We start from the raw sequence: 26210 nt of genomic DNA on the forward strand, positions 1-26210 counted from the left end.
CATGTGGTTTTATAATCTTTCCATAAGCAGTAAACAAAAAGGAGGACACTAAATGGAAGCATTCCGAAGAGGTGTTAAGGAAACAATCACAGCGCACCACGTTGATATGGGGAAAGGCTTAGATGCTGAGCAAGTTTCTAAAAATCGTGAAAAATACGGTGCCAACGTTTTTGTAGCTGAAAAAAAAGTTTCATTGTTGAAAAAAATCTTAATCAGCCTAAATGATGTTGCTACAATCATTTTGCTAATTGCGGCGGTTATTTCGTTTGTTGCTACGTACTTAGAAAATACGGGGAACTATTTTGAAAGTCTCTTAATTATTGGTATTGTCGTTATTAATTCGGTCTTATCAATTGTTCAGGAAGGAAAAGCTGAGGATTCATTAGAAGCCTTGCAAAACCTCAATCGAACGCAAGTTAAAGTTTTACGTGATGGACAGATAGACCAAATTGACGCGGATGATGTTGTTCTTGGGGATGTATTGGTTGTCGAAAATGGTAGCGCAATCGCCGCTGATGCCCGTTTAATTGAGGCTATTGAGCTTCAAGCTGAAGAGTCTGCTTTAACAGGTGAAAGTTTGCCGGTTGAAAAGAATGCAGATGCTACGTTTAAACCGGACGATGAAGTTGGCCTTGGAGAACGAATTACGATGGTATATCGTGGGACGACGATTGTTAACGGGCATGGACGAGCAATTGTTACAGCCGTTGGTATGCAGACTGAAATGGGTAAAATTGCCAGTCTACTTAGTAATGAGTCAAAAATTCCACTAACACCATTGCAAAGACGTTTAGTTCAATTAGGAAAAAACATTTCTTGGGTAGCTATAGGTGCCGCAGTGGTTGTGCTTGGGCTAGGTATTTATCAGGGTATGGATTTGAAGCACATCTTTTTGACAGCAATTTCGCTGGCCGTTGCGGTTGTTCCAGAAACATTAGCAGTAATTGTTACAATGACATTGGCGCTTGGCGTCCAACGAATCGCACAAAAGCATGCGATTATTCGACGGCTGCCAGCAGTAGAAACCTTGGGCACAACGAACGTCATTGCTTCCGATAAAACGGGGACATTAACACAAAACAAGATGACTGTTCGAAAGGTGTGGCAAGAGGAACAGGATCATTTGACCGATATTTCAGATGGCTTGGACGATGCTACTAAGGAAGTGTTATTTTTGGCAGCCATATCAACCAATGTTTCTGTTAAAACTGTTGAGGGACAGACTGTTTATGATGGTCTACCGACAGAAGTAGCGTTAGTAAGGGCTATTAATGAAGAAGCGACACGGGAAGAGTTGTTAGAAAAGTATCCGCTAGTAGAACAAATACCGTTTAATTCGACGAAAAAAAGAATGACTACCGTTCATAAGCAACCAGAAGGTGGCTACATTGCGATTACCAAAGGCGCATTTGATGTTTTGCTTCCAATGATTAAGCATGGGAATCGTGATAAAGCTGAAAGTGTTAACAAAACTTTTGGTGGACAGGCATTACGCGTTTTGACGATCGCTAAAAGAACATTTGATGTTATGCCGGAAGTGCCAACACAAGAATTTTATGAACAAGATTTGACATTGGTTGGGCTAGTTGGTATTATTGATCCGCCACGACCAGAATCGGCACCAGCGGTTGAAAAGGCTCGTCTTGCAGGTGTTAGAACAATTATGATCACCGGAGATCACGTTGAAACAGCTAGTGCAATTGCGCGTGAAATTGGCATTTTACGTACTGGAGATCAAACAATTACAGGTTCAGAATTAGCTAAATTATCAGACAAAGAGCTCGATGATAATGTTCAGCAGTATAGCGTGTATGCCCGTGTGACACCAACGGATAAAATTAGAATTATTAAATCATGGCAACGTCAAGATGCAACCATTGCGATGACTGGAGATGGTGTCAACGATGCTCCCGCATTAAAAGCAGCGGATGTCGGTATTTCGATGGGTGAGACAGGGACAGATGTTGCCCGTGAAGCTTCGGACATCATTTTGACAGACGATAATTTTGCGACGATTATTAATGCTATTTCTGAAGGACGTGGTGTTTATGTTAAAGTTCGAAAGACAATTAATTTCTTATTAAGTGCCAATATATCAGAGCTGTTAGTGATCTTGATAGCCATGTTGCTAGGATGGGGTTCACCACTGTTGCCCGTACACCTGTTGTTCATTAACTTGGTATCAGATGGTTTGCCAGGATTTGCTCTTAGTCGTGAGCCAATGTTAACCAACGTCATGAACGAACCGCCGATGCCTAAAAACACAAAGTTATTCGCACAAGGGCTAGGTCGTCAAATTGGCTTAAATGCTGCTTTGTTTGCGATTGTTACCTTGGTAGCCATCTGGGTTGGACAAAATGTTGTCTTTGGTGGTTTGCAAGCTAACGAGCAAATTGGTCAAACAATGGCTTTCACCATTCTGTCATTGACTTCTATATTCCACGTGTTCAATATTCGTTCAGAAAAGACGCTTTTTGCTATTAGTTATCGTGCTAATCCTTCTTTAGTTAACATGGCAATTTTAGCGACCGTAATTACCTTAGTGATCACGTTAATGCCATTTACACAGACGTTATTTGGTTTAACCGCGCTTTCATTAGGACACTGGATTGTGATTATAGTTCTTTCTTTAGCACCTACAATCGTTATTGAGTTGTTAAAGTATGTACGCCCAACATTGTTTAAAGTATAAAGCATAAAAAACCTTGTCATTTTGTTGGCAAGGTTTTTTTAATGCTTTATATAATAAATTTAGTTATTATTTTCAGATAAAACAAAATTAGTAAATGTAGATTTAAATCCATCTCCTTGGGGACTGCATCCATAGACACCTATGCTGATTTTTGTGATAGGTTCATCATAATTGAGGTTAAAAATTCGAAGCTGAAAATAGTTTTCTCCATCATATGAGGCTTCAACAATAAAATCATTTTCTTGACGATTAATTCTATAATAAATTTCGTTTATTTTTGAAGAAATATCAGTTGTTGCCCAATCAGAATAGCCTGACTTAGTTACAACGCCACCTAATCGTTGGAAAGATGTGTTTTCAAATTCACTAGAAAACTTTGCCCAATTATCATTATCAATATAGACGATAATACCACATTGATCGTATAAAAAATTACTTTGGAAGGCTGTTTTAACTGAAAATGTAAAATTTTTAGATGTTACTGATTCCATGAACATCGGTGCATTTGTCACACTAAACCCGTAGTGAGTTCTTTGCCATAAATCTGTGCCATTTTCTGTAATCAGTTCAAGTTGATTATTTGATGAGATTGTAAACTTTTTAGGTTCATTGACCCATGTGAAATTTTTGAGCATTTAAATTGTTTCTCCTTACATCATTTGATGAGCTTACAGTTGATTGTTTGTTTTCTTCTGAAAAAATAGCTGATAAATCAAAATAATCACTGTAAGAATAATTAACAACCAAAATATTGTTAAGAAAGGTCCTGCTTGAGTTGTTAAAGAATTAAGTTTACCTAATTCACTTAGAAAAAATGGAGTTGAGAATGATCCCAAATTGGCACCAATCAAAAGCGTTGAGTTGGCTAATGTCTCGGAACCTTCTGGTGCGATAACATTAACCAATGAGAAGATATAAGATCCAACGAGAGGGTAAGATATACCACAAATAATTGCGCCAATAGTTGCGCCCAAAACACTGTGATAAGAAACAATGACAAGAGAACCAATGGCCATAAATATAATGCCTATAGGTAAAACAAATTTCTTGACAAAGCCATAAACGCGCCCAAAAAATATACCAGTAATCATGCCCATGAGGGTGTTGACTGAAATAATTAAACTGGAAACGGCTCCGGTTTTCGAGAGATCCGTCACAACAATGTTTGGGATTTGAATAACAACAGAAGTAGAACATGCAACCATTAAGGCAAGTAATAAAGTCATGATAATAACTGAAACATTAATTCGCTGTTTTTTATCACTGTTAGTTTCTGGGATGGGCGGTTCAGGTACAACTTTTAAGAAGAAAGCTAACAATGGAAAAGCCAGAAGGTAGATTAGAAAGGATGCGTGCCAATTAATAAGGACTAGCATACCAACTATTATGTTAAGAATTGACACACCAATTTGTTCTGTAGCAGAACGAAAACCTAACATTTCTGATCGAGTTGGATCTTCGTAAAACAAATCTATAATTGTGATAGCCAATGAATTGAATAAACCAATGCCACAGCCTACAATTAATCTAGAAATCAGTATTAATGAAAAATTGTGAGAAAAAAGAGGAAAAACACCGGCTACTCCTGTTAAAATTAAACCAATTGAAATGGTCTTTTTGATACCAATTTTTTTAGATATAATACCAGACAATAGTAGAGTCACCATGACTGAAAACTGTTGTATGGTTGCAATCATATCAATTTTTGCAACAGAAATATTTGGAAAACTTTTTGCCATTTCAGGTAAAGCAGATGAAATGGCTGTACCTGTTGTGATCATGATAGAGACTGATAAGATAGCTAGGATAAAAATTTTTGAGTGAGGGTTCTTCTGACTCAACTACAACACCTTCTTTTTGTCAAAATTATTGGAAGTTTAGTACGTTTTGATTACTTCTCGAAAAGATAAGCTTTACTTTCATATGGTCGTAATTTTGTGTCCAAATCATCCGCGTAATTATTAATTAACAGTTTAGTTGCTTCGGACTGTTGATAGTTACGTTCAACGGTTGCGTCGGTGAAATTACTCAAAACAAGTAGTGTCTTTCCTTCATAATGACGGCGGTAAGCGTAAACTTGAGTGTCTTCTGAATCAATAGGTTCAAATGTTCCGTACCTTATAAGTTCTGAATCATGGCGAAGTTGAATTAACTTTTGATAGTGATAGAAAACAGAGTTTTTGTCAGATAAACTATTCTCCACATTAATTTCATTGTAGTTACTGTTTAGTCCATACCAAGGAGTTGCTTTCGAGAATCCAGCATTTTCACTACTATTCCATTGCATTGGTGTTCTAGCATTGTCACGTGACATATTAGCCAAGTATCTTAGCATTGTTTCTTGATTTAGAATATGCTTTTGGTTAACTAATTCATCATAGAAATTAATCGATTCAATATCTTCATACTGATTTAGTTCAGTAAAGTGTCCATTGGTCATACCAATTTCTTCACCTTCATAAATATATGGTGTACCTTGCATCATATGTAAGGTTGTTGCCAACATTTTCGCTGATAGTTCTCTAAATTCAGGGGAGTCATTTCCAAAACGAGACACTGCCCGTGGTTGGTCATGGTTGTTCCAATATAGGCTGTTCCAACCCTTACCATCAAGCCCTGTTTGCCAACGATTTAATGATTTTTTCAGCTCAATTAATTTGACAGGTTCATCATTCCATTTTCCCATTCGTACATCTGGGTTAGAGCTTAGCACGACATGTTCAAATTGAAATACCATATTCAGCTCATGACTATCTAAGCCAGTATATTTAATCGCATCGGTAGGGGTTGCTCCAGGCATTTCACCAACTGTGATTGTGTCGTATTTCGACAAAACTTCTTCATTCATCTGACGTAAAAACTCATTTAAGCGATGCCCATCAGCAACGAAGTCCATTGTAGTACCTGATGTTACAGGTTCAGGTATATTAGGAAGACCTGCAGGCTTGGAAATTAAATTAATAACGTCCATTCGGAAACCATCTACGCCCTTATCTAACCAGAAACGTTCAACATCAAAGACAGCTTCACGAACTTCAGGATTTTCCCAATTGAGATCGGGCTGTGCTGCAGCGAACATATGTAGATAGTATTGCTTCCGTTCCGGTACATAAGTCCAAGCTGATCCACCAAAGGCCGCTAACCAATTATTTGGTTCATGACCATCAACCGGATCGCGCCAGATATAGTAATCAGAGTAGAGATTATCTTGACTTTTACGGCTTTCCTTAAACCAAGCATGCTGGTCTGAAGTGTGATTGACAACCAAATCCATCATGATTTTAAGATCAAGTTGGTGAGCTTGTTGCAATAACTCATCGAAATCTTGCATTGTTCCATAATTGGAATTAATGTTTTTGTAATCAGCTATATCGTAACCGTTATCTTTGTTAGGAGAAGTATAAATTGGATTAAGCCAAATTACATCTGCGCCAAGGTTATGAATGTATTGTAAGCGCTGTTTAATACCTGCCAAATCACCGATGCCATCATTATTACTATCCTGAAAACTCATCGGATATACTTGATAAACTACAGAGTCTTTGAACCATTCTTTTGTCATTAGTAAGTTCTCCTTTAAATGTTTATGAATATAGGATATCACTATGCGTAAACGTTTACAATGCCGTCTTATAAGCTAAGTAAACGTTTACTCAAATGAAAAACTAAAGTACCAGTAATTACAAAGAAAATATAAGAATTTATTTAATTTTTGTGATTGAAAAACGTTAGGCTATAATAAAATGAGTTATTAAATGCGAAAACGGGGTTAATTATGTCAGTGACAATTAAAGATGTTGCTAGAAGTGCAAATGTTTCAATTGCAACTGTTTCTAGGGTGTTAGCAGGTAAAAAGGAAGCATACTCAGATTCGACTGAAAAACGAGTCAAAAAAGCCATTCAAGAGTTAGGCTATAAAAAGAATATAGCAGCAGTTGAATTGGTGACAATGCATAGTAATGTTGTTGCTATTTTGGTACCGACCCCTAAAACAAATTTTGCTATGAAAATTATTGAAAGCATTCAAACGGAAGCTTTTAAGAGAGACCTGAGTGTGATTATTTTATTTGTTGGTGATAATGACGAAGAGATGCAAGTTAAAGCACTTAATACAGTCATAGAAAGACCAGTAAATGGCATACTATTAATTTCAGTGGAATTATATGGCGAGGCTATTGAGTTGCTCAAAAATACGAATATTCCACATTTGTTTGTTTCGACAGCAGTAGATAAAGAGTCACAATTCGTCTCATCGGATGATTTTAAAATTGGATACGAAGCTACTCAATTTTTGATTAATAAAGGTCATAAAGAAATAGGATTAGCCAGTTTGGAAATCAATAGTTTTATTGGACATCGAAGAGTTCTTGGATATCTTGCCGCCTTGAAGGATAACCACCTTACGGAAAATAAGAATTTTATTTTTGAGGGGGATTATTCGTATGACAGTGGTGTTGAAGCTTTAAACCATTATGTATCACAAACAGACGTAACTGCTATTATTGGCGCAAGTGATTTAGTAGCAATAGGAATTTTAAACACAGCAAAACAGCTTCATATTAGTGTCCCAGATGATCTTGCGGTGGTAAGTATTGATGGCACTTATTTAGTTGATATTGTTAGTCCACGTCTAACTAGTATTACACAAGCTTTTTCGACAATGGGCGCAACAGCTTTGAAAATGTTATTTAACGACACAACTACTGGTCCTCATCACATGTATGTACCATTTCAAATAGACGAGCGTGAGAGTACCTAATGAAATGATAAGTGACTTTACATTTTCTAGTTATATTTTATTCATTTTGGAATTGACTGAATATTTATTAAAATCAGTGCGAACTTGTGTTCCCGTTTAGTCCATGGTATCATTTACAAACATGATGAAAAGAGGATGAATAAATGAAAACAGTGGTGTTTGTTTTGCTTGACGAATATGCCGATTGGGAAGGAGCATACCTTTCAAGTCAATTCAATCAATTGCCGAATTGGACAGTAAAAACAGCTTCTGTGCAGCAAGAAGTTTCTTCAATGGGTGGCTTTAAAACAAGCGTAGACTATTTTATTAGCGATATACCAGCGGACGTTGAATTACTAGTTTTGATAGGTGGCAATTCTTGGTATCTTGAAAGTCAAGAATTAACTAATCTTGTTGCAAATCGCTTAGTCACTGGCAAGAAGGTAGCAGCAATATGTGGGGCAGTGGACTTTTTGGCTAGAAATGGCTTACTAAATGACAGGAAACATACTGGTAATGCAGTATACTTGTGGCAAGAATATGAACAGTATACAAATACTAAAGGCTTTGTGGAGCAACAAGTCGTAGTAGATAGTTTATTGGTAACAGCTAATGGAACGGCTACTTTATCATTTACAAATGAAGTTCTGAAGTTAGTGAATGCCATGCCAGATGATCAAGTGGACCAAACTATAGCGCTCCATCAGTTAGGATTTTATACATACTGTGAAAAATTTGGAAATCCATATGCTTGATTAGAGGAGATTTGCAATTATTCATAATTTAGTTTAAGTTCAAATCAGTAAATAAAGGACACAAGTTATGAAGTATAAAGTTTTTATAGTCGAAGATAACCAAGAAATTGTCGAACTTCTAAGTAAAGCACTAGCAGGTTGGGGGTTGAATTCAGACAGTTGCAAAAATTTTAATAGTGTTGAAGCAGAAATTGAAGCATATTCGCCACATTTAGTATTAATGGATATCAACTTACCGTATTATAATGGCTTTTTTTGGACTCAAAAAATACGCCAAAATAGTATGATACCAATTATTTTTTTATCAAGTCGTGATGAAGACAGCGATATGATTATGGCAATGAACTTTGGAGCGGATGACTACATCACAAAGCCATTTAATATTGATTTATTAATTGTTAAAATAAATGCATTGTTACGTCGTGAATACAGTTTTGGTGTAGAGAAAAATACGTCATCTTTTCAGGGATACACGCTTAATATTATTGATAGCCAGCTAACACATGGGAACCAAGAGGTAAATCTCTCGAAAAACGAGACAAAATTACTGCATTTGTTGTTTAATCATCCAAAGGAACTTGTTATGAAAGAGGATATCATGGCAAGCCTTTGGGATAATGAAATGTTTATTGATCGAAATACACTATCAGTTACAGTAACTCGATTACGTCAAAAAGTAACTGATATTAAATTCTCTAAATATTTGAAAACTGTCAAAGGAAAAGGTATGATGCTCGATGATTAGAAAGCTATTTGGTCTTTTAATTCGTTTTTTATATGATTTTTGGTACTTATACTTTACCTTTGTGTCTATTTATTTTTTTATTTTTTGGAGTGTTATTATGCGCTCCTTAAATTTAAATGTAGCAATTGATGCGCTCTGGGGCGGTTGTTATATTCTTGTTATCGTATCTGGTTTTTTATTTTGGAAGTGGAGACGAGCCAACTCTATTTTAAAAAAATTACTTTCTGAAGATGAAATTCATCAAGTACCAAATATTCTTTCGTTGACAAGTAATGAACGAATGTATCAATTGTTCATTCAAAAACAACAATATGACCGCGAGCAGCTTCAAGCACAACTTAATGAAAATATGCAAGACATGCAAGATTATTACGCGATGTGGGCACATCAAATTAAAGTGCCAATATCAGTTTTAGATTTAATGAACCAAACAAATACGGTTGATAAATATGAGACGAGTAGTCAGTTGATTGTAATTAACCAGTATTTAGACATGATGTTACATTTTATTCGTTTAAAAAACTTTAACCAGGATTTGGCATATCAAAAAATAAATGTACAAAAATTATTAAAGTCCGTTATTAATGGTTATAAGTTTTTGTTTATTCATAAAAATGTGTCCATAAGTATAAATGATGTGAGTTTTACGATTTTGAGTGACCCTAAATGGCTTCAATTTGTTTTCGAACAAGTGGTTTTCAATGCTATAAAATACACACCCCAAGGTAAAATAAATATCGTTTGCAAAAATGATAATCAAGTTATTATTACAGATAGCGGAATAGGTATTGCACAAAGTGATTTACCAATGATTTTCAATAAGGGATATACAGGATTCAATGGGCGTCTAAATAGTAATGCTAGTGGGTTAGGTCTATACATGGTAAAAAAAATTCTGAATAACTTAGGTCATGATGTCGTTATTACTTCCAAAGTGGGTGTTGGAACAACTGTTATTATTAATTTGCAACAGGTTGAAATTAAATAATCTTACAATTTTGTAAGGTATAGAGATGATGTGTAAGCTTTGTCATCTCTTTTTTAATTTACAATAAACCTATATCAAACATTGTAGGAGAAAATATTTCATGACATTACTTAGTGTTGGACATTTAAAAAAAGAGTATCGAAGTAAAATCAAAAATAACACCGTTGTTGCATTGGCAGATGTTAGTTTTGACGTTGAAAAAGGTGAATTTATCGCAATAATGGGTGAATCAGGATCTGGAAAATCAACACTGCTTAATTGTATAGCGACGCTTGATAAACCAACATCTGGTAATATTGCATTAAATAATCAAAATTTAACCCAATTATCTGAAAAGAAATTAGCTGCATTTCGTAGAGATCATTTGGGATTTGTTTTTCAAGATTTTAATTTGTTAGACACCATGAGCGTAGCTGATAATATTTATTTGCCACTAGTGTTAGCTAAAAATACAAAAGGAAAAGAACAAAAACTTAATAGTCTCGCTACACAGTTAGGTATCCAAGATTTGCTTAATAAATATCCATATGAATTGTCTGGCGGTCAAAAACAACGTGTTGCTATTGGTAGAGCATTGGTAACTAATCCAGATATCTTATTAGGGGATGAGCCAACGGGTGCTTTAGATTCTAAAAATTCGGCAGAAATTTTGTCACTCTTTGAAAAGTATAATCAACAACAGCAAACAATATTAATGGTGACGCATTCAGCTTTAGCTGCTAGTCATGCCAGACGTGTTCTTTTTATAAAAGATGGAAAAGTGTTTCATCAAATATATCGAGGAAACAGGACGGAACAAGAAATGTTATTGACCATTAATGATGCTATGACTAACATATTAGGGGGGATAGTCTAAAATGTTACATTGGAAATTAGCTTGGCAGTCGATTATTAAAAACAAGTTAGAATATTGGCCGTTTATCCTAGCAGGAAGTGTTGCTGTTGCTTTAAATCTGGTCATTCAATTACTTATTTATTCAAAGGGCGTTCAGAGCTTAACTGCAAGTGTTTCTGTCATTGAAATGCTATCTTTTGGACAAGCTGTTATTAGTATTCTCTCTATTATATTTTTATTGTATACGTATAGTTTTTTGAATAAAAGGAAGCAAGCTGAATTTGGGCTGTTTAGTATTTTGGGAATGCAAAAAAGTGATCTCATTAAGATTAGTTGGCGACAACAACTTATCTCTTTTATTACTGTTACAATTTTAGGGATATTTAGCGGATTTGTGTTTAGTAAAGTACTAATTTTATTGTTTATAAAATTGGTTGGTGGAAACAATTTTGAATTAAATATAACAAAAGCATCGATAATATTTATTCTAGTTTATTTTTCAATTTGTTTTTTATTTTTATTTTTGACAGATGTATTCACAATCTTAAAACTCAAAATCATTTCACTTTTACATGCAACTCAAAAAGGAGAAGCTGAACCTAAAAATCACTGGGTATTACTGATTACTGGCATAGGGTTATTAGCTTGTGGCTATTATATCTCACTTACTGTTAAATCGCCGCTAAAAGCAATGATGCAATTTTTCATTGCTGTTCTACTAGTTGTTTCTGCAACATATATATTATTTATAGTGGCTTCAACAATTGTTTTGAAATTAATGAAGCAGAACAAGCGATACTATTACCAAGCCAATCATTTTATAACCGTATCTAATATGTTATTTAGAATGAAGCAAAATGCCACAGGATTAGCTAGTATTGCGTTGCTAACAACTATGGCACTAGTAGTGATTGTGACAACGATTTCAATGTTTGTTGGACAAGAGGACTATATTAATCAACAATTTCCGCGCGCTGTTATTTTGACAAGTTCATCCGATCGAAATATATCAATTAAATCAGTAAAAAAAATCGCTGGTGATAATGGTGTGGAAATAACAAACTCTTATAGATTAGAAATTAGTAACGCAATAGCTGGAAATTTAATCAATCAAAATAAGCTTCAACCGTTAACTGGTAACTCTGCTACAAGTGCTGATAATTTATCGGAGTTGCAATTTATGACGGAGAAGCAGTATCAATACCTGAATAATGAAAATATAAAAAAGTTAAAATCTAACGAAATATATGTACATGATCGTCAAGAAACATTCGATAAAAATAATATAACTTTTTTGAATAAAACTTACCATGTTAAAAAAATATTGAAAAAAATCAAGGGAGTACCAAGTGCGCAGCCTAATATGACGCACTCTATGATAATTGTTGTTCCTTCTAAAGACATTACGAATTTATTAGGAAATAGTTTTAACGATTTAGGGGATAAAAAACAGATAATTACCTATAAAAATCAATTATTGTTTGATATAACCGGAACAGCACAACAAAAGAAAAATTTTTTAAAAAGTATATCTCGAGTAAAAAATATTACAAGTGAAGACAGGTATTCAACAATGTCAGTCCTTAAAGAATTTTATGGTGGATTTTTCTTTATTGGCCTAGTATTTTCTGTCAGTTTTATTATGGCAACTGGATTGATTATTTATTATAAGCAAATATCAGAAGGCCGTTCTGATCAAAACCAATTTGATATATTACAAAAAATTGGTATGTCACATGAAGAAGTTAAACGAACAGTTCAGTCGCAAATCATTTGGATATTTGGTCTTCCAATAACCGTCGCAATTATACATTTATGTTTTGCGATGCCAATGATTCATAAGATTTTACAACTATTTGGAATCTTGATTGGTCCAGTAGTTTATATAACAACTATCATCACGATTATTTCAATGATTATAATTTATTACTTAATCTATTTGAAAACGTCGAAAACATATTATCAGCAAGTTTCAAGAAAAAATCATTGATGCAAAGTATTTATTAAAAAACGAGTCCGCTAAATGGAATCGTTTTTTTAACACAAAGGGGTGCTTTTTAGTAGTCATTTCTGACACAATCTTTATTATAGGAATACTTTTAGGTATTTCACGTTTTAATAGATATATTTGTCTGTTATTTTGAGCATCAAAATCATTACCCAATCTTGCGATATGAATGAGTATTACCTGCTCAAACGAGATTTTTAAACGTAATAATTAAGCATGAAAACAGTATTATTGATTAATCTGCTATATAATTAAGCTAATTAATAGTTAGTTGAATGCAGAAAGGAGAATCATGTCACATAATCAAAAAGAAAGTAGTAAGGCTGTGAAGTTGGGCATTGGCACCAATAAAGTAGGCGGTCATAATCTATTTGAGGGCCTAAAAGATGAAGATGGCTTTGATATAGTTCGTGAAGCATTGGATTCGCAGGTTCAAATGATTGATACAGCCTATATGTATGGTCTTGGTCGTTCAGAAGAAATCATTGGTGAAGTTATTAAAAACTATTCCCGTTCAAGCTTTAAAATTGCTACTAAAGCGGCACAAGATCCAGATAATGATTTAAAAATAAATAATACACCAACTTTTCTTAAAAAAGCAGTTGATGATGCCTTGGCAAGACTTCAAACGGACTACATTGATATTTTCTATATTCATTTTCCTGATGAAAACACGCCCAAAGATGAAGCAGTTGCTGCTTTAAATGATTTGAAGAAATCTGGAAAAATTCGTGCAGTCGGTGTGTCAAACTTCAGTTTGGAGCAAATTAAAGAAGCTAATAAAAATGGGCAAGTAGACTATGTCGAAGATGCATATAGTTTAGTGCACCGCGAAGCGGAAAATAAGTTATGGCCATACTTGCAAGAAAACCATATTGGTTTCGTGCCATATTTTCCATTGGCTTCTGGATTGTTAACAGGAAAGTACAGCTTGGCGGATGCTGACAAATTTGATCAGTTTACAAAAGAGCAATTTGAAACGATTGTCTCTGCCCTGAAACTTGTTGAGAAAATAGCGGAAAATCATAATGCTTCAATCTCGCAAACTATTCTGGCTTGGTATATTGCCAATCCTAGCATCAGTGCGGTTATTCCTGGGGCACGTAATGCAAGCCAAGTGACCAATAACGTTACTACATTAAACATTGACTTAACTGAAACCGAATATCAGCAAATTGACACGGCCTTTGAAAATTTTTAGGTAGTGTTGTACTATAAGTCTATATAAAAAAGCAAGTCAGTAATATGACTTGCTTTTTTACGCTATTCACACTTTAGAAAGAAGGAATGGAATATGGAAAAATATCATCGTGCATTTGGCGTTTATGGCATTATTTATTCAAGCAGCAAAGGACTTGTTGTCATAAAAAAGAATGGTGGGCCTTACATTAATCGTTTTGATTTGCCAGGTGGCAGCTTAGAAGATGGTGAAGAATTATCGCTTGCTATTAAACGTGAAATAACAGAAGAAACAGGTTTGACGGTTCAGAAATATAGTCAGTTGGGAATTACTAGTTTTAAATATCCTTGGGATTATTTAAATTACCACTATAATCAACATATCGCTGTATTTTATGATGTTGAAGAGTTGTCTGGCAAAGTTGAAGAAATTGCACCACAGTTTGATGGGCAAGATTCATTAGGCGCTGTTTTTATACCATTGGAAAAGATTAGTATTCGTAATGCTTCACCATTGGTTTTAAAAGCCAAAGAATACTTATTGAATAATCGTCGTTTTGAAGATGAAGATACGATATTTGATGAGTGGACTGTGTTGGAGAATGCTGTGTTTTAAAAAGGTACTGATTGTTAACAATCAGTACCTTTTTTATTGATGATTTTTACGATATTGATAGGGGGTATTTTCGGTCCATTTTTTAAATTGTCGTGAAAAATGAGCAGGATCCTGGTAACCTAGCGCTTCACTAATGTTAATCACACTTAAATCAGGCATTTGCAGTAACCGCTTGGCTTGTGCAATTTTTAATTTTGTTAAATATTGTCGCGGTGCGTATCCGTAAATTTTTCTAAATACCTCTCCACCATAACTTGGACTAATTTTTAGATCACTGTAAATTTTGTCAATACTTAAACGGGATGAATGATCGCTAACAATGAAATCTTCGTTAAAGTAGCTGTGGATATTTTTTTGCAAAGTAGTTCTTATACCATAAGCAATTGAACTGGCTATTTTCAGCTGTGAGGAGTTAAGGGATGTGTGTTCTAATACTTCACTAGAAAATAATTGGAAAATAAAATCGGACAGTAACACATGAAGCTTCAACTCATCCTTAAAATTGTACGCCATGTTTTTGTTTAATACGTCCCGTAATTTGTCCAAACTTTTGATAAGAGGGATATTTTTTAGTGATCCGTTAGGAAAATTAAGGATACCCTGATTTATTAAATTTGTGACGAATCGTTCATCATCTAAATTGAAATGAAAATTAAAGTAGGTTGTATTTGTTAGACTAGTTGTTTCGTGCCATACATTGGGATATAAAACCATAATATCCCCGGATTCTAGGCGAATTGTATTATCAAAAGCCGTTACATTGATAGCACCTTCGACAACGTAAAATACTTCAAAAGCTAGATGACGTTCAGAAGGGTAGTGCCAGCCAGGTTTGATATCTTGTTGATGGCCGCCAAAGAAAGAGATGTTCCAATCTAATGCGGGTAATCGTATAGAGCCTTGGAGCTCTTTTTTTTCGAATGATTTCATTTTATAACCTCAAAAAGGGCTTTTTTATAATAAATAAAGCGCTTACATTTAAGATAATTATGCGCCATAATGAAAGCGTTATCAAGAGCTGTGATTTTATTCTAACACAAAGGAAGGAATAGTATGAACAAAAATAAGGAATTATTGTTTGGGGTTGCTTATTATTTTGAGTATTTGCCCTATGATCGTATTGATCAAGATATCAAAATGATGCAAGAAGCTAAAATTAATGTCGTCAGAATTGGAGAAAGTACTTGGAGTACCTACGAACCACAGGATGGGGTATTCGATTTTAGCAAACTAATTTATACGCTAAATAAAATGAGGGATGCAAAGATTTCGGTTATTGTGGGCACACCGACGTATGCATTTCCTACTTGGCTGGCTAGAAAGTTTCCTGAGGTGCTTGTTGAAAATAACGGAAACCGTTTACCTTATGGTGCCAGGCAGATAATGGATATTACCAGTCCAATTTATCGATATTATTCTGAGCGGATTATTCGTCAAATGTTGCAGAAAACGGTTGATTACGAGAACATCATTGGTTATCAAGTTGATAATGAAACCAAGCACTATGGTACATCTGCAAGCCACGTCCAAGCCGGCTTTGTTGAAGAAATTAAAGAAAAATTTTCTGGTGATCTTGATACATTCAATAAAGAGTTTGGTCTTGACTATTGGTCGAACCGTATTAACACGTGGGAGGATTTTCCGAATGTAAACGGTACAATTAACGGCAGTTTAGCAGGTGAGTTTGCAAAATATCAACGTTCATTGGTTCAGGAATACTTAAGTTGGCAAGTTAGTTTGGTCAATGAATATAAAAAAGATTCTCAATTTGTGACACATAATTTTGATTTTGAATGGCGTGATTATTCATATGGCATTCAACCAGATGTCAATCATTTTGAGGCAGCTGAACCGTTAGACTTTGTTGGAATTGACGTCTATCATCCTTCACAAAGTCAACTTACAGGGACGGAAAATTCTTTTGCTGGCGATGTTGCGCGTTCAATTAAGCATCAAAATTATTTGGTGCTAGAAACGCAGGCACAAGCATTTAAAAGCTGGACACCATTTCCAGGGCAACTTTATCAACTTGCTTTTAACCATATCGCCAATGGCGCGAACATGATTGAATATTGGCACTGGCATTCTATCCATAATTCTTTCGAGACATATTGGAAAGGGTTATTGAGTCATGATTTTGAACCAAATCCGGTTTATGAAGAGGCTCAAAAAGTGGGACATGATTTTGAACGTTTGTCTGATAAGTTAGTCAACTTAAATCATTCAGCAGACGTAGCGTTTGTGGTAGATAACGAAAGTCTCACAGCAACATCTAGTGACTGGATAGAGTTTGCGATTGGAAAGGACGTAAACTACAATGATGTATTTCGAAGATTGTACGATATATTTTACAAATTAAATGTCCGAACCGATATTTTGAATCCAAAAACGATTAATTTGAGCGATTACGCGTTAGTTGTCGTACCAATGTTATATGTCAGTGACGAAACCTTTTTGAAAGCATTAAATCACTACATTCATGACGGTGGCAATGTATTGTTCACGTTTAAAGACGGTGTGACTGATGAACATGTCAAGGTACGGACTGATATACAACCAGCAATTATTCGAGAAGCAATTGGTGCGCATTATCACATGTTTGTCGACCCCAACGGTGAGTCATTAGAGGATCAGACTGGGATATTTGAAGATACTGATTTGCAAATCAGTGAATGGGCTGAATTGCTCGAAAGTGATGGAGCAACAATTTTAGCCTCTTATAATAATCATTGGAAAAAATTTGGTGCTATTACAGAAAACAAATATGGTAATGGTACGGCATGGTATTTAGGTGCTTGGCCAAGCCAATCTGTTACGAATGCTCTAGTAAAACATGTTATCAAACAATCGGGAATTCTCCAATCTGGTTATGATGCAACCTTCCCAGTGATTGTTAAATCAGCACAAAATGAGTACGGTGCAAACATCGATTTTCTGTTCAATTTTTCGGATACTAGTACAAGCCTTGATACGCCTTTCTCAGGTATGGAGCTAATCAAACAAGAATACACGACTCAGGGTAGTCAAGTGACATTGCAACCTTGGGATGTAAAAATTATAGAAAGAAGTAACTAATAATGGATAAGGCAGTAGATGCTCAAATTAAATTGGGTAAAAAAGATGGATTTCGATTCACGATATCCTATTTCTTGTTCTCATTGTTGTGGATGGCTGGGTTGGCAATTATAGCTGCTGTTCTTTTGCCACAACATTTGCGAAATGTGGTTGGAGCCGAAGGATCCACAGCCGTGTTTGGTGTTTTAAATGCTGCAACCGCAATAACCTCATTATTATCAAACTTAATCGTTGGTAATTTATCAGATCGCACACGTTCTCGCTTTGGTCAACGTACACCATGGATTATTGCAGGTGGTGTTATCGGTGGTGTATCCTTGTTTGCTATCGGTCTGTTTCAAAATGTTTGGTTGATCGGTGTTAGTTACTGTATCAGTATGGTTGGTTTAAATATGATGATTGCGCCAGCTATGGCGACTCTATCAGATCGAGTTCCTGAAAACTTGCGTGCAACAACATCAGCATTTTATTCAGCTGGTACTACCGTTGGAACGTCGCTTGGAACCTTGATTGGTGCCCGCTTTATTACGTTGCAGACTCCAGGATTTATTACGGCCGGTATCCTAATGGGTATTGCAGGCATCGCGACAGTTATCGTTTGGCCACATGAGCGTTCTGCAAAGTCATTACCATCAGTTACAGGTGGCATTAAGGAATTATTAGCTTCATTCCGTCCACCACTTAAAGGCGCCCGTGATTTTTGGTTAGCCTTTACCGGCAGGTCATTATTAATTTTTTCATACTACATGATTTTGAATTATCAATTATATATTTTATTAAGTTATATTGGTCAAAGTGAAACAGCTGCCGCTGCAACTATTTCGGTTATGTCAATCGTGACAATGGTTGTCGGACTAGTTGGTTCATTAGTTTCAGGCAGTTTGTCAGATAAATTTGGTCGTCGAAAGCTGCCAGTAAATATTGCAACCTTGCTCATGTCAATTGGGTTTTTGTTACCATGGATTATGAAGTCGCCATTCTCAATGATTCTATTTGCAGGATTCTCAGGATTAGGTTATGCGGTGTATGGTGCGGTTGATCAGGCATTGAATATAGACGTTTTGCCTAACAAGACTGAATCGGGTAAGGATTTAGGGATTTTGAACATGGCAACCACATTAGGCCAGACAGTTGGTCCAATTGTTACAAGTATTTTAGTTGGATTCGGCGGATATAATTTGGTATTTCCAACAGCTGTTGTATTTTCTGCACTAGCTATGATATTTATCCAAATGATTAAGTCGACAAAGTAAAGGAGAATTTAGACAATGATTAAAGGTGTTAATTTAGGTGGATGGCTCGTTTTGGAAAAATGGATGTCACCACAATTGTTTGATGGTGTAGAAGCAGAAGATGAGTATTACTTGCCACGTGATTTAAGTGAGACAGACTACAAAACACGCATAAATATGCACCGGGCTAATTTTATTACGGAGGCTGATTTCTTAAATATCGCAAGTTTAGGACTAGACACGATACGTATTCCAGTTCCTTATTTTATCTTTGGTGATGTGCCACCATTTATTGGTGCCATCGATTATCTTGATAAAGCCTTTAGTTGGGCTGAAGCATATAACCTCAAAATTCTAATTGATTTGCATACAGTTCCTGGGAGTCAAAATGGTTTTGACAATGGTGGTATATCTGGTGTTCAGAACTGGGCACAACATTCAGACCAAGTAGATTTTGCTATTTCAGTTTTGCGTCGTTTGGCCGAACGTTATGGGCAAAGAGCTGGGTTATATGGTATTGAAGTATTAAATGAACCTGCAACAGCCGAAATGTTTCAAACAATGCTTAATCGGTATAAACCTCGTGATCCAGAAATGGCATTGGAAAACGCACCAATTACCTTTAAGTTTCTATACGAATTTTATAAGCAAGCATACACCAAATTACGAGAAGTACTACCGGTAGACAAGGTGGTTATGTTTCATGATGGATTTGATATTTCAAAATGGATGGACTTTTTTAAGCAAAATGAATTTGAGAATGTTGTTTTAGATACCCACCAATATCTAATGATTGCTGAAATGAAGACAGGTGAGTTAACACTTGATTCGTATCATCAATACATGAATGAAGTTGGGGATGCGATTGCTAAAGTCAAAGAATTTGTTCCAGTAGTAGTGGGTGAATGGACTTTGTTCAATTCTTTGGCTACAGGTTCAGATACCAAAGGTGGTGTTAGTCCTGTCCAACAGGTATTTGATCAGGAAGTAGAGATTGATCAAAACAATGCGCTAAGTATTTATCAAGATCTTTGGAACTTACAAATTGAGCAGTGGCAACGTGTTGATGGTTATTTTTTCTGGAGTTACAAAATTAATATTGACACAATTAATGATAAGGAATGGTTCGGCTGGGATTCTTGGTCACTCGAAAGGTCTGTTAATAAAAAATGGGCCAAAATTTAAATAAACTGAGGCGATTAATTGAAAGAGAGTGATTATATGTTAAAAATAAAAAACCCGATTATTTCTGGAATGGCACCTGATCCATCCATCATCAGGGTAGAAAATAAATATTATATTGCTACTTCAACCTTTCATTGGACACCTGCAATTCAGATATTTGAATCAACTGATTTAAAAAATTGGCAATTAATTGATCATGTTTTGAAAAAAGAAGAAATTTCTTTGAAAGGAACAAACACGCCAGCAGGAATTTGGGCGCCACATCTATCCTATGATGCACACAAAAAACGTTATTGGATTGCTTATTCGCACATGTTAAACATGGCAGGTCGAGAATTTAATGCTGATTCGTATGCGCTTTGGTCGGAAAGTATTCATGGTCCTTGGTCAGAGCCAATCTACCTCACATCAGTTGGCTTTGATCCATCTATTTTTCATGACGATGATGGCAAGAAGTATATTGCTATCTTAGAATGGGAGTCAAGACCAAATTATCAAGCACCAGGACATATTGTCATAGCTGAATTCAACTTTGAAAAGCAGAAAATTGTTGGTTCGTGGCATCGAGTGACTACCGGATTTACTTCGAGGGGTGCTGCTGAAGCACCAATAATTTACAAAAGAAACGGTTACTATTATCTTATGATTGCAGCTGGGGGTACTGGTTATGCACATGGTGTCGAAATTGGCCGATCAAAAGACATATTTGGACCTTATGAATCACATCCAAGTGGCGAACCAATTATTACTTCCTCACCAGAACACCTTTTTTCCCTAGGAGATCCTGATGCAGGGCAATTTGAGATGTATAATCCAAATTCTAATATACAAAAGTCGGGCCACGGTTCTTTGGTAGAGACACCCAACGGTGAGTGGTACGTTGCACATTTGATGTCACGGCCCTTGCCTGGTACGACATTAAATCCATTAGGACGAGAAACTGGTATCCAGAAAGTAAATTGGACGGCTGACGACTGGTTACAAATGGCTGACGGCACAAATTTTGCTAAGGAAAATATCGATGGCCCACAACAAAAAGAAGCAACAATAAAATATTCTGAAGATATTACGGAGGACTTTAATGAGCCTCATTATGACAAGCGATTTTTATCTCCGTATCGTTTTCAGAATAAAACATGGGTCAATCATTCGGAAAATACAGATTACTTAAGAATTTATGGTGGCGAGTCACTTTTCTCACAAATGAATCCAAGTATTTTAGCTACACGAGCTACATCGTTCACTTATTCTCTAGAAACTGAAGTGGAAATTCATCCAAATCATTATTCTGAATCAGCTGGAGCAGGGCTATATTATGACGCTAATAATTGGCTGTATGCAAACTTATACTGGTCAGAATCATTAAACGCGATAACATTAGGTTTAACACAAGCAAAGTTGGGTGAGAAAAAAATTTATCAGTATGTTAAGGTGCCTATTGCAATTGGGCACGTTCAAATAAAATTTGTCTATAATTTTGGTGAAGCGACAGTGTTTTATAGAATGTCTGCTGACGGTGAATGGTTGATATTACTAGAAAATATTGATGTTAATTATTTATCCGATGAAGGGGTTAATGGTGAAAAAGGTGAAATTGGAGGTTTCACAGGGCTCTTCAACTTCATAGCGGTCACTGATGCACATCAGCATGATGGTTACGGCGACTTTTCGTTCTATAAGGTAACGAATCTTTGATGCATTGTTTATTTTAATTAAGAAGAAACCCCAACGTGAGATGTTCGTTGGGGTTTTTGGTGTAAAAATTATCACTTAAAATAAAATTGTCTAATTATTTGCTAATAAAACTATTAACATTATAAAACAGTTATGATAGGATATTTATATTGCTTAAATCAACTAAAATGTTATGAATGAGAATAATCTATGTCGATATCAAAAGAACAATTGAATGCTTTTTGGAGTGGCGTAAAGGCTTCCTTGCCAACTATGCTGGGGTATATTAGTATTGGCGCAGCATTTGGAACAATTGCTGGCTCAGAAAACTTTACTCTTTGGCAAGTCTTCTTGCTATCAGCGATTTTTTATGCTGGTTCTGGACAGTTTATTGTTATTAGTATGTTGGCTGCCAATGCGTCCATAAGCAGCATTGTCATGATGGTTTTTTTGGTTAACTTTCGCATGTTTTTACAGTCATTAACGGTTACACAAGTTTTTCCACGGCAATCTATTACATCTAGTTTGCTTATGGGTAGTTTAGTAACTGATGAGTCATTTGGCATACTATCTGTGAATATTGCGGCTGGCAAGAAAAGATCAGTGATGTGGATGCATGGTTTGAATATTGCTTCATGGGCAACATGGTGGCTAGCTTGTGTTATTTTTGCAGTAATTGGCAAAAACATTACTGATCCTGCAGCATTCGGCTTGGATTTTGCTTTAACGGGAATGTTTGCCGGACTTTGGTTGCTGACAAGCATCTCAATGTTCCAAAATCCTAAGGAAAATAAGTTTAAGGTGCTGTCAATTATAATCGTTTCTACGGCTTTGTTGTACCTACTTATGTATTTCTTTAGTGCAGTTGTGTCTGTATTGTTAGCATCTGTTTTGGGGAGTTTTTACGCTGTTTTGGTAAATAGAAGTGAGAGTGAGTAATATGAGTGATACTAAATTTTATATCGTCCTTCTAGGCTGTATTATTGTGACACTTATTCCTAGAGTGATACCTTTTTTATGGCTAAGTATATTAACTTTCCAGATTGGATGACGACATTCTTAAGGTATTTGCCGTTAGCAATGATGACAACACTTATGTTTCAAAATATATTTGTTGTTCATGGGCACGGGCAGCTGGCGACTGTGAACTTTACTGTTTTAGTGGCATTGTTACCCGGTTTAATTATCGGCTATTTTAGGCGTTCTTTGATGGCTGTAGTTTTAGTGAGTGTGCTAGTAATGGCTTTGATGAGATACTTTAATTTTTAAAAAAAAGATAGCCATATACGATGGTTATCTTTTTTGCTTAAAAAGTGCTCAAATAGTTGTAAATGTCGGAATCTGAAAATTCTAACAAAGACATCAATAATTTTCTCATGGTTATTAGATTGTCAATTCTGGATTCGATTTGAGTAATTTTATCTGCAACAAGCTTTTTTAAATCGTCTGGGGACATTTGTTTGTTAAGCATATTCAGGCTTTCTTGAATCTCTTTTAAAGTGTAACCTAGTGATTTGGCATCTTGAATAAACTTAATTTTTGGTAAATAAGTTTCATCATATACGCGATAACCATTTGCTAAACGCTTTGGTTTTGGTAGTAGTCCGCATTGTTCATAATAGCGAATTGTTGCCGCACTAAGACCTGTCATTTTTGCTAGTTTACCACGAGTTAGTTGTTTCATATCATTTTCCTCTAAAATAATTGGTGCCACTTTATTTCAATGACAAAATAGCAAGTTTAGCTTGACATTGAAGTTAACTTCATCGTTTATAATAACGTTATTGCACCGTGTTTGCAACGATAATAAAAAATTAAAGGATGTTTTAAATATGGTACAAAAAAAATATAAGCCGATAATGTTTCTCATAAAGAATATTGCAATTATCATAACGTTTTTTATTGGTATCTTGATTGAACCGTATTCTCCAGATCAAGCCCCATTAAAAAATTTAATCATAATAACTTTTCTTTTAATCGTGTGCATCTACATATTTTCATGGCTCGTCAATTCGATTTCAAACCATGGTCGATTATTCATACACCGTATTGAACTGTCTACGTTTCAAAAGTATTCATCACTACTTGCTTTTGGTTATTTTATTTTGCTATATATTATTAATGAAAATATCCAAAGTATGCTACTTTTGTTTCAGAGTTCACCTGAAGTTATTGTCACTTGTACAGCTATAGCTTTGGGCGCCGGATTTTTCGAAGAATATCTTGTAAGAGGATATTTATTCAATTTAATTCAGCGATTTTTAAAAAAATACAATAGCAAATTGCTCATCACATCAATAGTTACTAGTATCATATTCGGTTTGTTGCATCTATTTAATTTAAGATCAGGTACCGTTGAGGGTGTTGCGCAACAAGTTTTTTATGCTTTTTGTATGGGTTTATTTTTTTCTTTGGTAAAAATCATTTCAAACAGTATTCACATTGGTGCCATCTTACACTTTTTGTTTGATTTGCAATTTGGCATATACGAAAATACTTCAACACATATGAGTTGGTCAGTAGTCGTATTATTGTTTCTTCCTTTGGCTGTTATCAGTATTATTTTGATTAAATCATTAGAAGCAACGGTGAATGCTAATCAAAATTTACTAATGGAAGTCTAATTGCAGTAAATATTTTCATAAAGCTGCGCCCATATCAGTGTTCTTTCAGTCCATGACATGCAAAATGGTATTTGTTTCGTAGCATTTTTACAAAAAACTAGCCATTAGCTGGTTTTTTTTTTGATTGATTTTCTAGACTGCAATCTTTTGTAGCAGCGTTTTATGCCTTTGTGAGGGGGATACTTAAACGTATTTATTTCTCATATGAATGTCTGACAAGCACAATGATGTTATATATTTGTGGCTTCAACGAATAGGGAGATTATTTTGAACTTGACATTGAAGTTTACTTCACAGTTTATAATAACATTGTTAGTTGACATGACGAGAAAGTAAAAGGGAGAAAAATATGCGAATTCTAGAAATATTGTTAACAATAATAACTTTGTTAAGCCTCATATTTTCAGTATGGGGGCACTGGAAAAAAACCACATACTACTGGTTATTATCAACCGTGCTAGTTATAGGCGGACTGCATGTATTTATTGATAAAGTACGTATTCAAATGTTAGGCACCTATTTAATAGCATTTTTATCTATGGGATACATTTTATATCGCCTAAAACATCAAAATAATCACCGGCAACACGCTGTTTTGAAGGGATTATTTACATTTATAAGTATCTTGGTAATTGCTATATCAACATTCATGAGCATCATTTTACCTGTTTTCACCATGCCACAACCCACCGGTAAATATGGTATAGGTGAACAGTCTCGAATCTTGGTTGATTCAAGTCGATCGGAAACATTCACAAAAACTAGCTCTGATAAGCGAAATGTGGCTGTCAGTGTTTGGTATCCGACAAATAAAAAAGCAATGACATCAAAACAAAAAGAGTCCTATCCAAGTAGTTTAGGTGAAGCAATGAGCTTGGTATTTAATTTACCGAAACAATTATTTAGTCACTTATCATTAGTTAAAACGCACGTTGTAAAGAATGCTAGTATTTCTAATGATAAAAAAAATTATCCAGTTGTTTTGTTTTCACCGGGAATACGTTCAACTCGATATCAAAGCATGTCAACGGTTGAAGAGCTTGTCAGTCGCGGATACATCGTTGTTGGTATGGATCATCCGTATACATCGGCTAAAGTAAAATTATCAAATGGTAAATCCGCTTATTATCAAGCAGATCCAAAATACAACACATCTAAAGGACTCTATAACTATAATGTCAAAAGTGTGGCGGTTCGAGCTAAAGATGTTACTTTTGTAATTGACAAACTGTCCGCATGGAATCAGTCGAATTCTGGATTTACTGGAAAGTTAAATATGAATAAAATTGGTATGTTTGGTCATTCCTTCGGTGGTGCAACGACAGCTGAAGCGTTAGCACAAGATAACCGTATTAAAGCTGGTGTGAGTCTAGAAGGGGGATTCTGGGGTACGGTAGCAACTAAAGGTGTTTTACAACCATTTATGTATATTATGTCAGGTAATACGGCCAAAAGCTTAAAGCCTCATTCTTCTGTTAAAGAGCAAGTGACGTATAAAGAATTCAAACCAGATTTGAATTCTGTCATGAAGAAGAGTACTAATGATACTTATTTTTTGACGGTAGATAAATTTTACCACCAAAGTTTTACGGAAATTTCTTACATTTCACCGCTCCTTTTTGCAAGAGGGCTGACACCATATCATACTGTTGATATTACAAGAACGTATGTTAGTGATTTCTTTGACCACTATTTGAAAGGCGATAAAGAAAAGCTCTTGACTAAGAAATCTGATAAATACCCTGAAGTGATTTTCAATAAACAATACACAAATTTGAAAAAATAGGCTACGCATGACAACAGTATGATAAACTCAATGTATGATTAATTTTATACAATTGCTACATTGCAAAGAATAAGATTA

Annotated in this window: 22 protein-coding genes; 17 read left to right on the plus strand and 5 right to left on the minus strand. The window is 35.3% G+C overall.

Going from position 1 to position 26210, the window contains the following annotated elements:
- Positions 1–52: 52 nt before the first annotated feature.
- On the plus strand, positions 53–2692 hold the full coding sequence (locus A6B45_RS04065; RefSeq protein WP_072613464.1) for a cation-translocating P-type ATPase: 2640 nt from the start codon (positions 53–55) through the stop codon (positions 2690–2692).
- A gap of 59 nt (positions 2693–2751) precedes the next feature.
- Here the strand turns inward: A6B45_RS04065 and A6B45_RS04070 are convergent, their stop codons facing one another.
- Genes A6B45_RS04070 through A6B45_RS04080 form a run of 3 tightly spaced genes read right to left on the minus strand, consistent with a single transcriptional unit; the run spans position 2752 to position 6254 of the window.
- Entirely contained in the window at positions 2752–3327 is a 576-nt protein-coding gene (locus A6B45_RS04070; RefSeq protein WP_072613465.1) for a DUF1349 domain-containing protein, read from the minus strand.
- 33 nt (positions 3328–3360) lie between these two features.
- Entirely contained in the window at positions 3361–4533 is a 1173-nt protein-coding gene (locus A6B45_RS04075) for an MFS transporter (RefSeq protein WP_072613466.1), read from the minus strand.
- A gap of 50 nt (positions 4534–4583) precedes the next feature.
- A complete protein-coding gene (locus A6B45_RS04080) occupies positions 4584–6254 on the minus strand; it encodes a glycoside hydrolase family 13 protein (protein ID WP_072613467.1) in 1671 nt (556 codons plus the stop codon).
- Positions 6255–6467: 213 nt separating this feature from the next.
- Between A6B45_RS04080 and A6B45_RS04085 the strand changes: the two genes are divergently transcribed.
- From A6B45_RS04085 to A6B45_RS04120, 8 genes are all read left to right on the plus strand, one after another.
- Positions 6468–7451 carry a LacI family DNA-binding transcriptional regulator gene (locus A6B45_RS04085; RefSeq protein ID WP_072613468.1) on the plus strand — a complete coding sequence of 328 codons (984 nt, stop codon included), beginning with the start codon at positions 6468–6470 and terminating at the stop codon, positions 7449–7451.
- Between the two features lie 143 nt (positions 7452–7594).
- The gene (locus A6B45_RS04090; protein WP_072613469.1) at positions 7595–8185 is read left to right on the plus strand and encodes a DJ-1/PfpI family protein; all 591 of its coding nucleotides are present in this window, start codon (positions 7595–7597) and stop codon (positions 8183–8185) included.
- A 67-nt stretch (positions 8186–8252) separates the two neighbouring features.
- Positions 8253–8930: a response regulator transcription factor gene (locus A6B45_RS04095; RefSeq protein WP_072613470.1), complete on the plus strand. Its 678-nt coding sequence runs from the start codon at positions 8253–8255 to the stop codon at positions 8928–8930.
- Positions 8931–9027: 97 nt separating this feature from the next.
- Positions 9028–9918, plus strand: a complete 891-nt coding sequence (locus A6B45_RS04100; protein ID WP_237048959.1) for a sensor histidine kinase — start codon at positions 9028–9030, stop codon at positions 9916–9918.
- Positions 9919–10018: 100 nt separating this feature from the next.
- A complete protein-coding gene (locus tag A6B45_RS04105) occupies positions 10019–10774 on the plus strand; it encodes an ABC transporter ATP-binding protein (RefSeq protein ID WP_072613472.1) in 756 nt (251 codons plus the stop codon).
- Position 10775: 1 nt separating this feature from the next.
- Complete coding sequence (locus A6B45_RS04110) at positions 10776–12743, plus strand: ABC transporter permease (protein WP_072613473.1); 1968 nt, start codon at positions 10776–10778, stop codon at positions 12741–12743.
- 310 nt (positions 12744–13053) lie between these two features.
- Positions 13054–13962, plus strand: a complete 909-nt coding sequence (locus A6B45_RS04115) for an aldo/keto reductase (protein ID WP_072613474.1) — start codon at positions 13054–13056, stop codon at positions 13960–13962.
- Between the two features lie 93 nt (positions 13963–14055).
- Positions 14056–14556: an NUDIX hydrolase gene (locus A6B45_RS04120; RefSeq protein WP_072613475.1), complete on the plus strand. Its 501-nt coding sequence runs from the start codon at positions 14056–14058 to the stop codon at positions 14554–14556.
- 33 nt (positions 14557–14589) lie between these two features.
- Here the strand turns inward: A6B45_RS04120 and A6B45_RS04125 are convergent, their stop codons facing one another.
- Positions 14590–15486, minus strand: coding sequence for an AraC family transcriptional regulator (locus A6B45_RS04125; protein ID WP_072613476.1), 897 nt, complete (start codon positions 15484–15486; stop codon positions 14590–14592).
- 123 nt (positions 15487–15609) lie between these two features.
- Here A6B45_RS04125 and A6B45_RS04130 point away from each other — a divergent pair, with 123 nt between their 5' ends.
- The 6 genes from A6B45_RS04130 (at position 15610) to A6B45_RS04155 (ending at position 22991) form a co-directional block, all read left to right on the plus strand.
- Entirely contained in the window at positions 15610–17631 is a 2022-nt protein-coding gene (locus A6B45_RS04130) for a beta-galactosidase (RefSeq protein WP_072613477.1), read from the plus strand.
- 2 nt (positions 17632–17633) lie between these two features.
- Positions 17634–18884, plus strand: a complete 1251-nt coding sequence (locus A6B45_RS04135; RefSeq protein ID WP_072613478.1) for an MFS transporter — start codon at positions 17634–17636, stop codon at positions 18882–18884.
- A gap of 15 nt (positions 18885–18899) precedes the next feature.
- A complete protein-coding gene (locus A6B45_RS04140) occupies positions 18900–20048 on the plus strand; it encodes a glycoside hydrolase family 5 protein (RefSeq protein ID WP_072613479.1) in 1149 nt (382 codons plus the stop codon).
- A gap of 36 nt (positions 20049–20084) precedes the next feature.
- Positions 20085–21743, plus strand: coding sequence for a glycoside hydrolase family 43 protein (locus A6B45_RS04145; RefSeq protein ID WP_072613480.1), 1659 nt, complete (start codon positions 20085–20087; stop codon positions 21741–21743).
- A 189-nt stretch (positions 21744–21932) separates the two neighbouring features.
- Positions 21933–22661, plus strand: a complete 729-nt coding sequence (locus A6B45_RS04150; RefSeq protein ID WP_072613481.1) for an AzlC family ABC transporter permease — start codon at positions 21933–21935, stop codon at positions 22659–22661.
- Between the two features lie 78 nt (positions 22662–22739).
- Entirely contained in the window at positions 22740–22991 is a 252-nt protein-coding gene (locus A6B45_RS04155; protein ID WP_081371161.1) for an AzlD domain-containing protein, read from the plus strand.
- 37 nt (positions 22992–23028) lie between these two features.
- On the opposite strand, the gene A6B45_RS04160 is transcribed toward A6B45_RS04155, so the two are convergent.
- Positions 23029–23406, minus strand: coding sequence for a MerR family transcriptional regulator (locus tag A6B45_RS04160; protein ID WP_072613482.1), 378 nt, complete (start codon positions 23404–23406; stop codon positions 23029–23031).
- A 148-nt stretch (positions 23407–23554) separates the two neighbouring features.
- Between A6B45_RS04160 and A6B45_RS04165 the strand changes: the two genes are divergently transcribed.
- The gene (locus tag A6B45_RS04165) at positions 23555–24346 is read left to right on the plus strand and encodes a CPBP family intramembrane glutamic endopeptidase (protein WP_081371162.1); all 792 of its coding nucleotides are present in this window, start codon (positions 23555–23557) and stop codon (positions 24344–24346) included.
- 349 nt (positions 24347–24695) lie between these two features.
- Complete coding sequence (locus A6B45_RS04170; protein WP_072613483.1) at positions 24696–26132, plus strand: alpha/beta hydrolase family protein; 1437 nt, start codon at positions 24696–24698, stop codon at positions 26130–26132.
- Positions 26133–26210: the final 78 nt, after the last annotated feature.

Origin of the sequence: Leuconostoc suionicum (assembly GCF_001891125.1) — a bacterium.
GTDB classification, from domain to species: Bacteria; Bacillota; Bacilli; order Lactobacillales; family Lactobacillaceae; genus Leuconostoc; species Leuconostoc suionicum.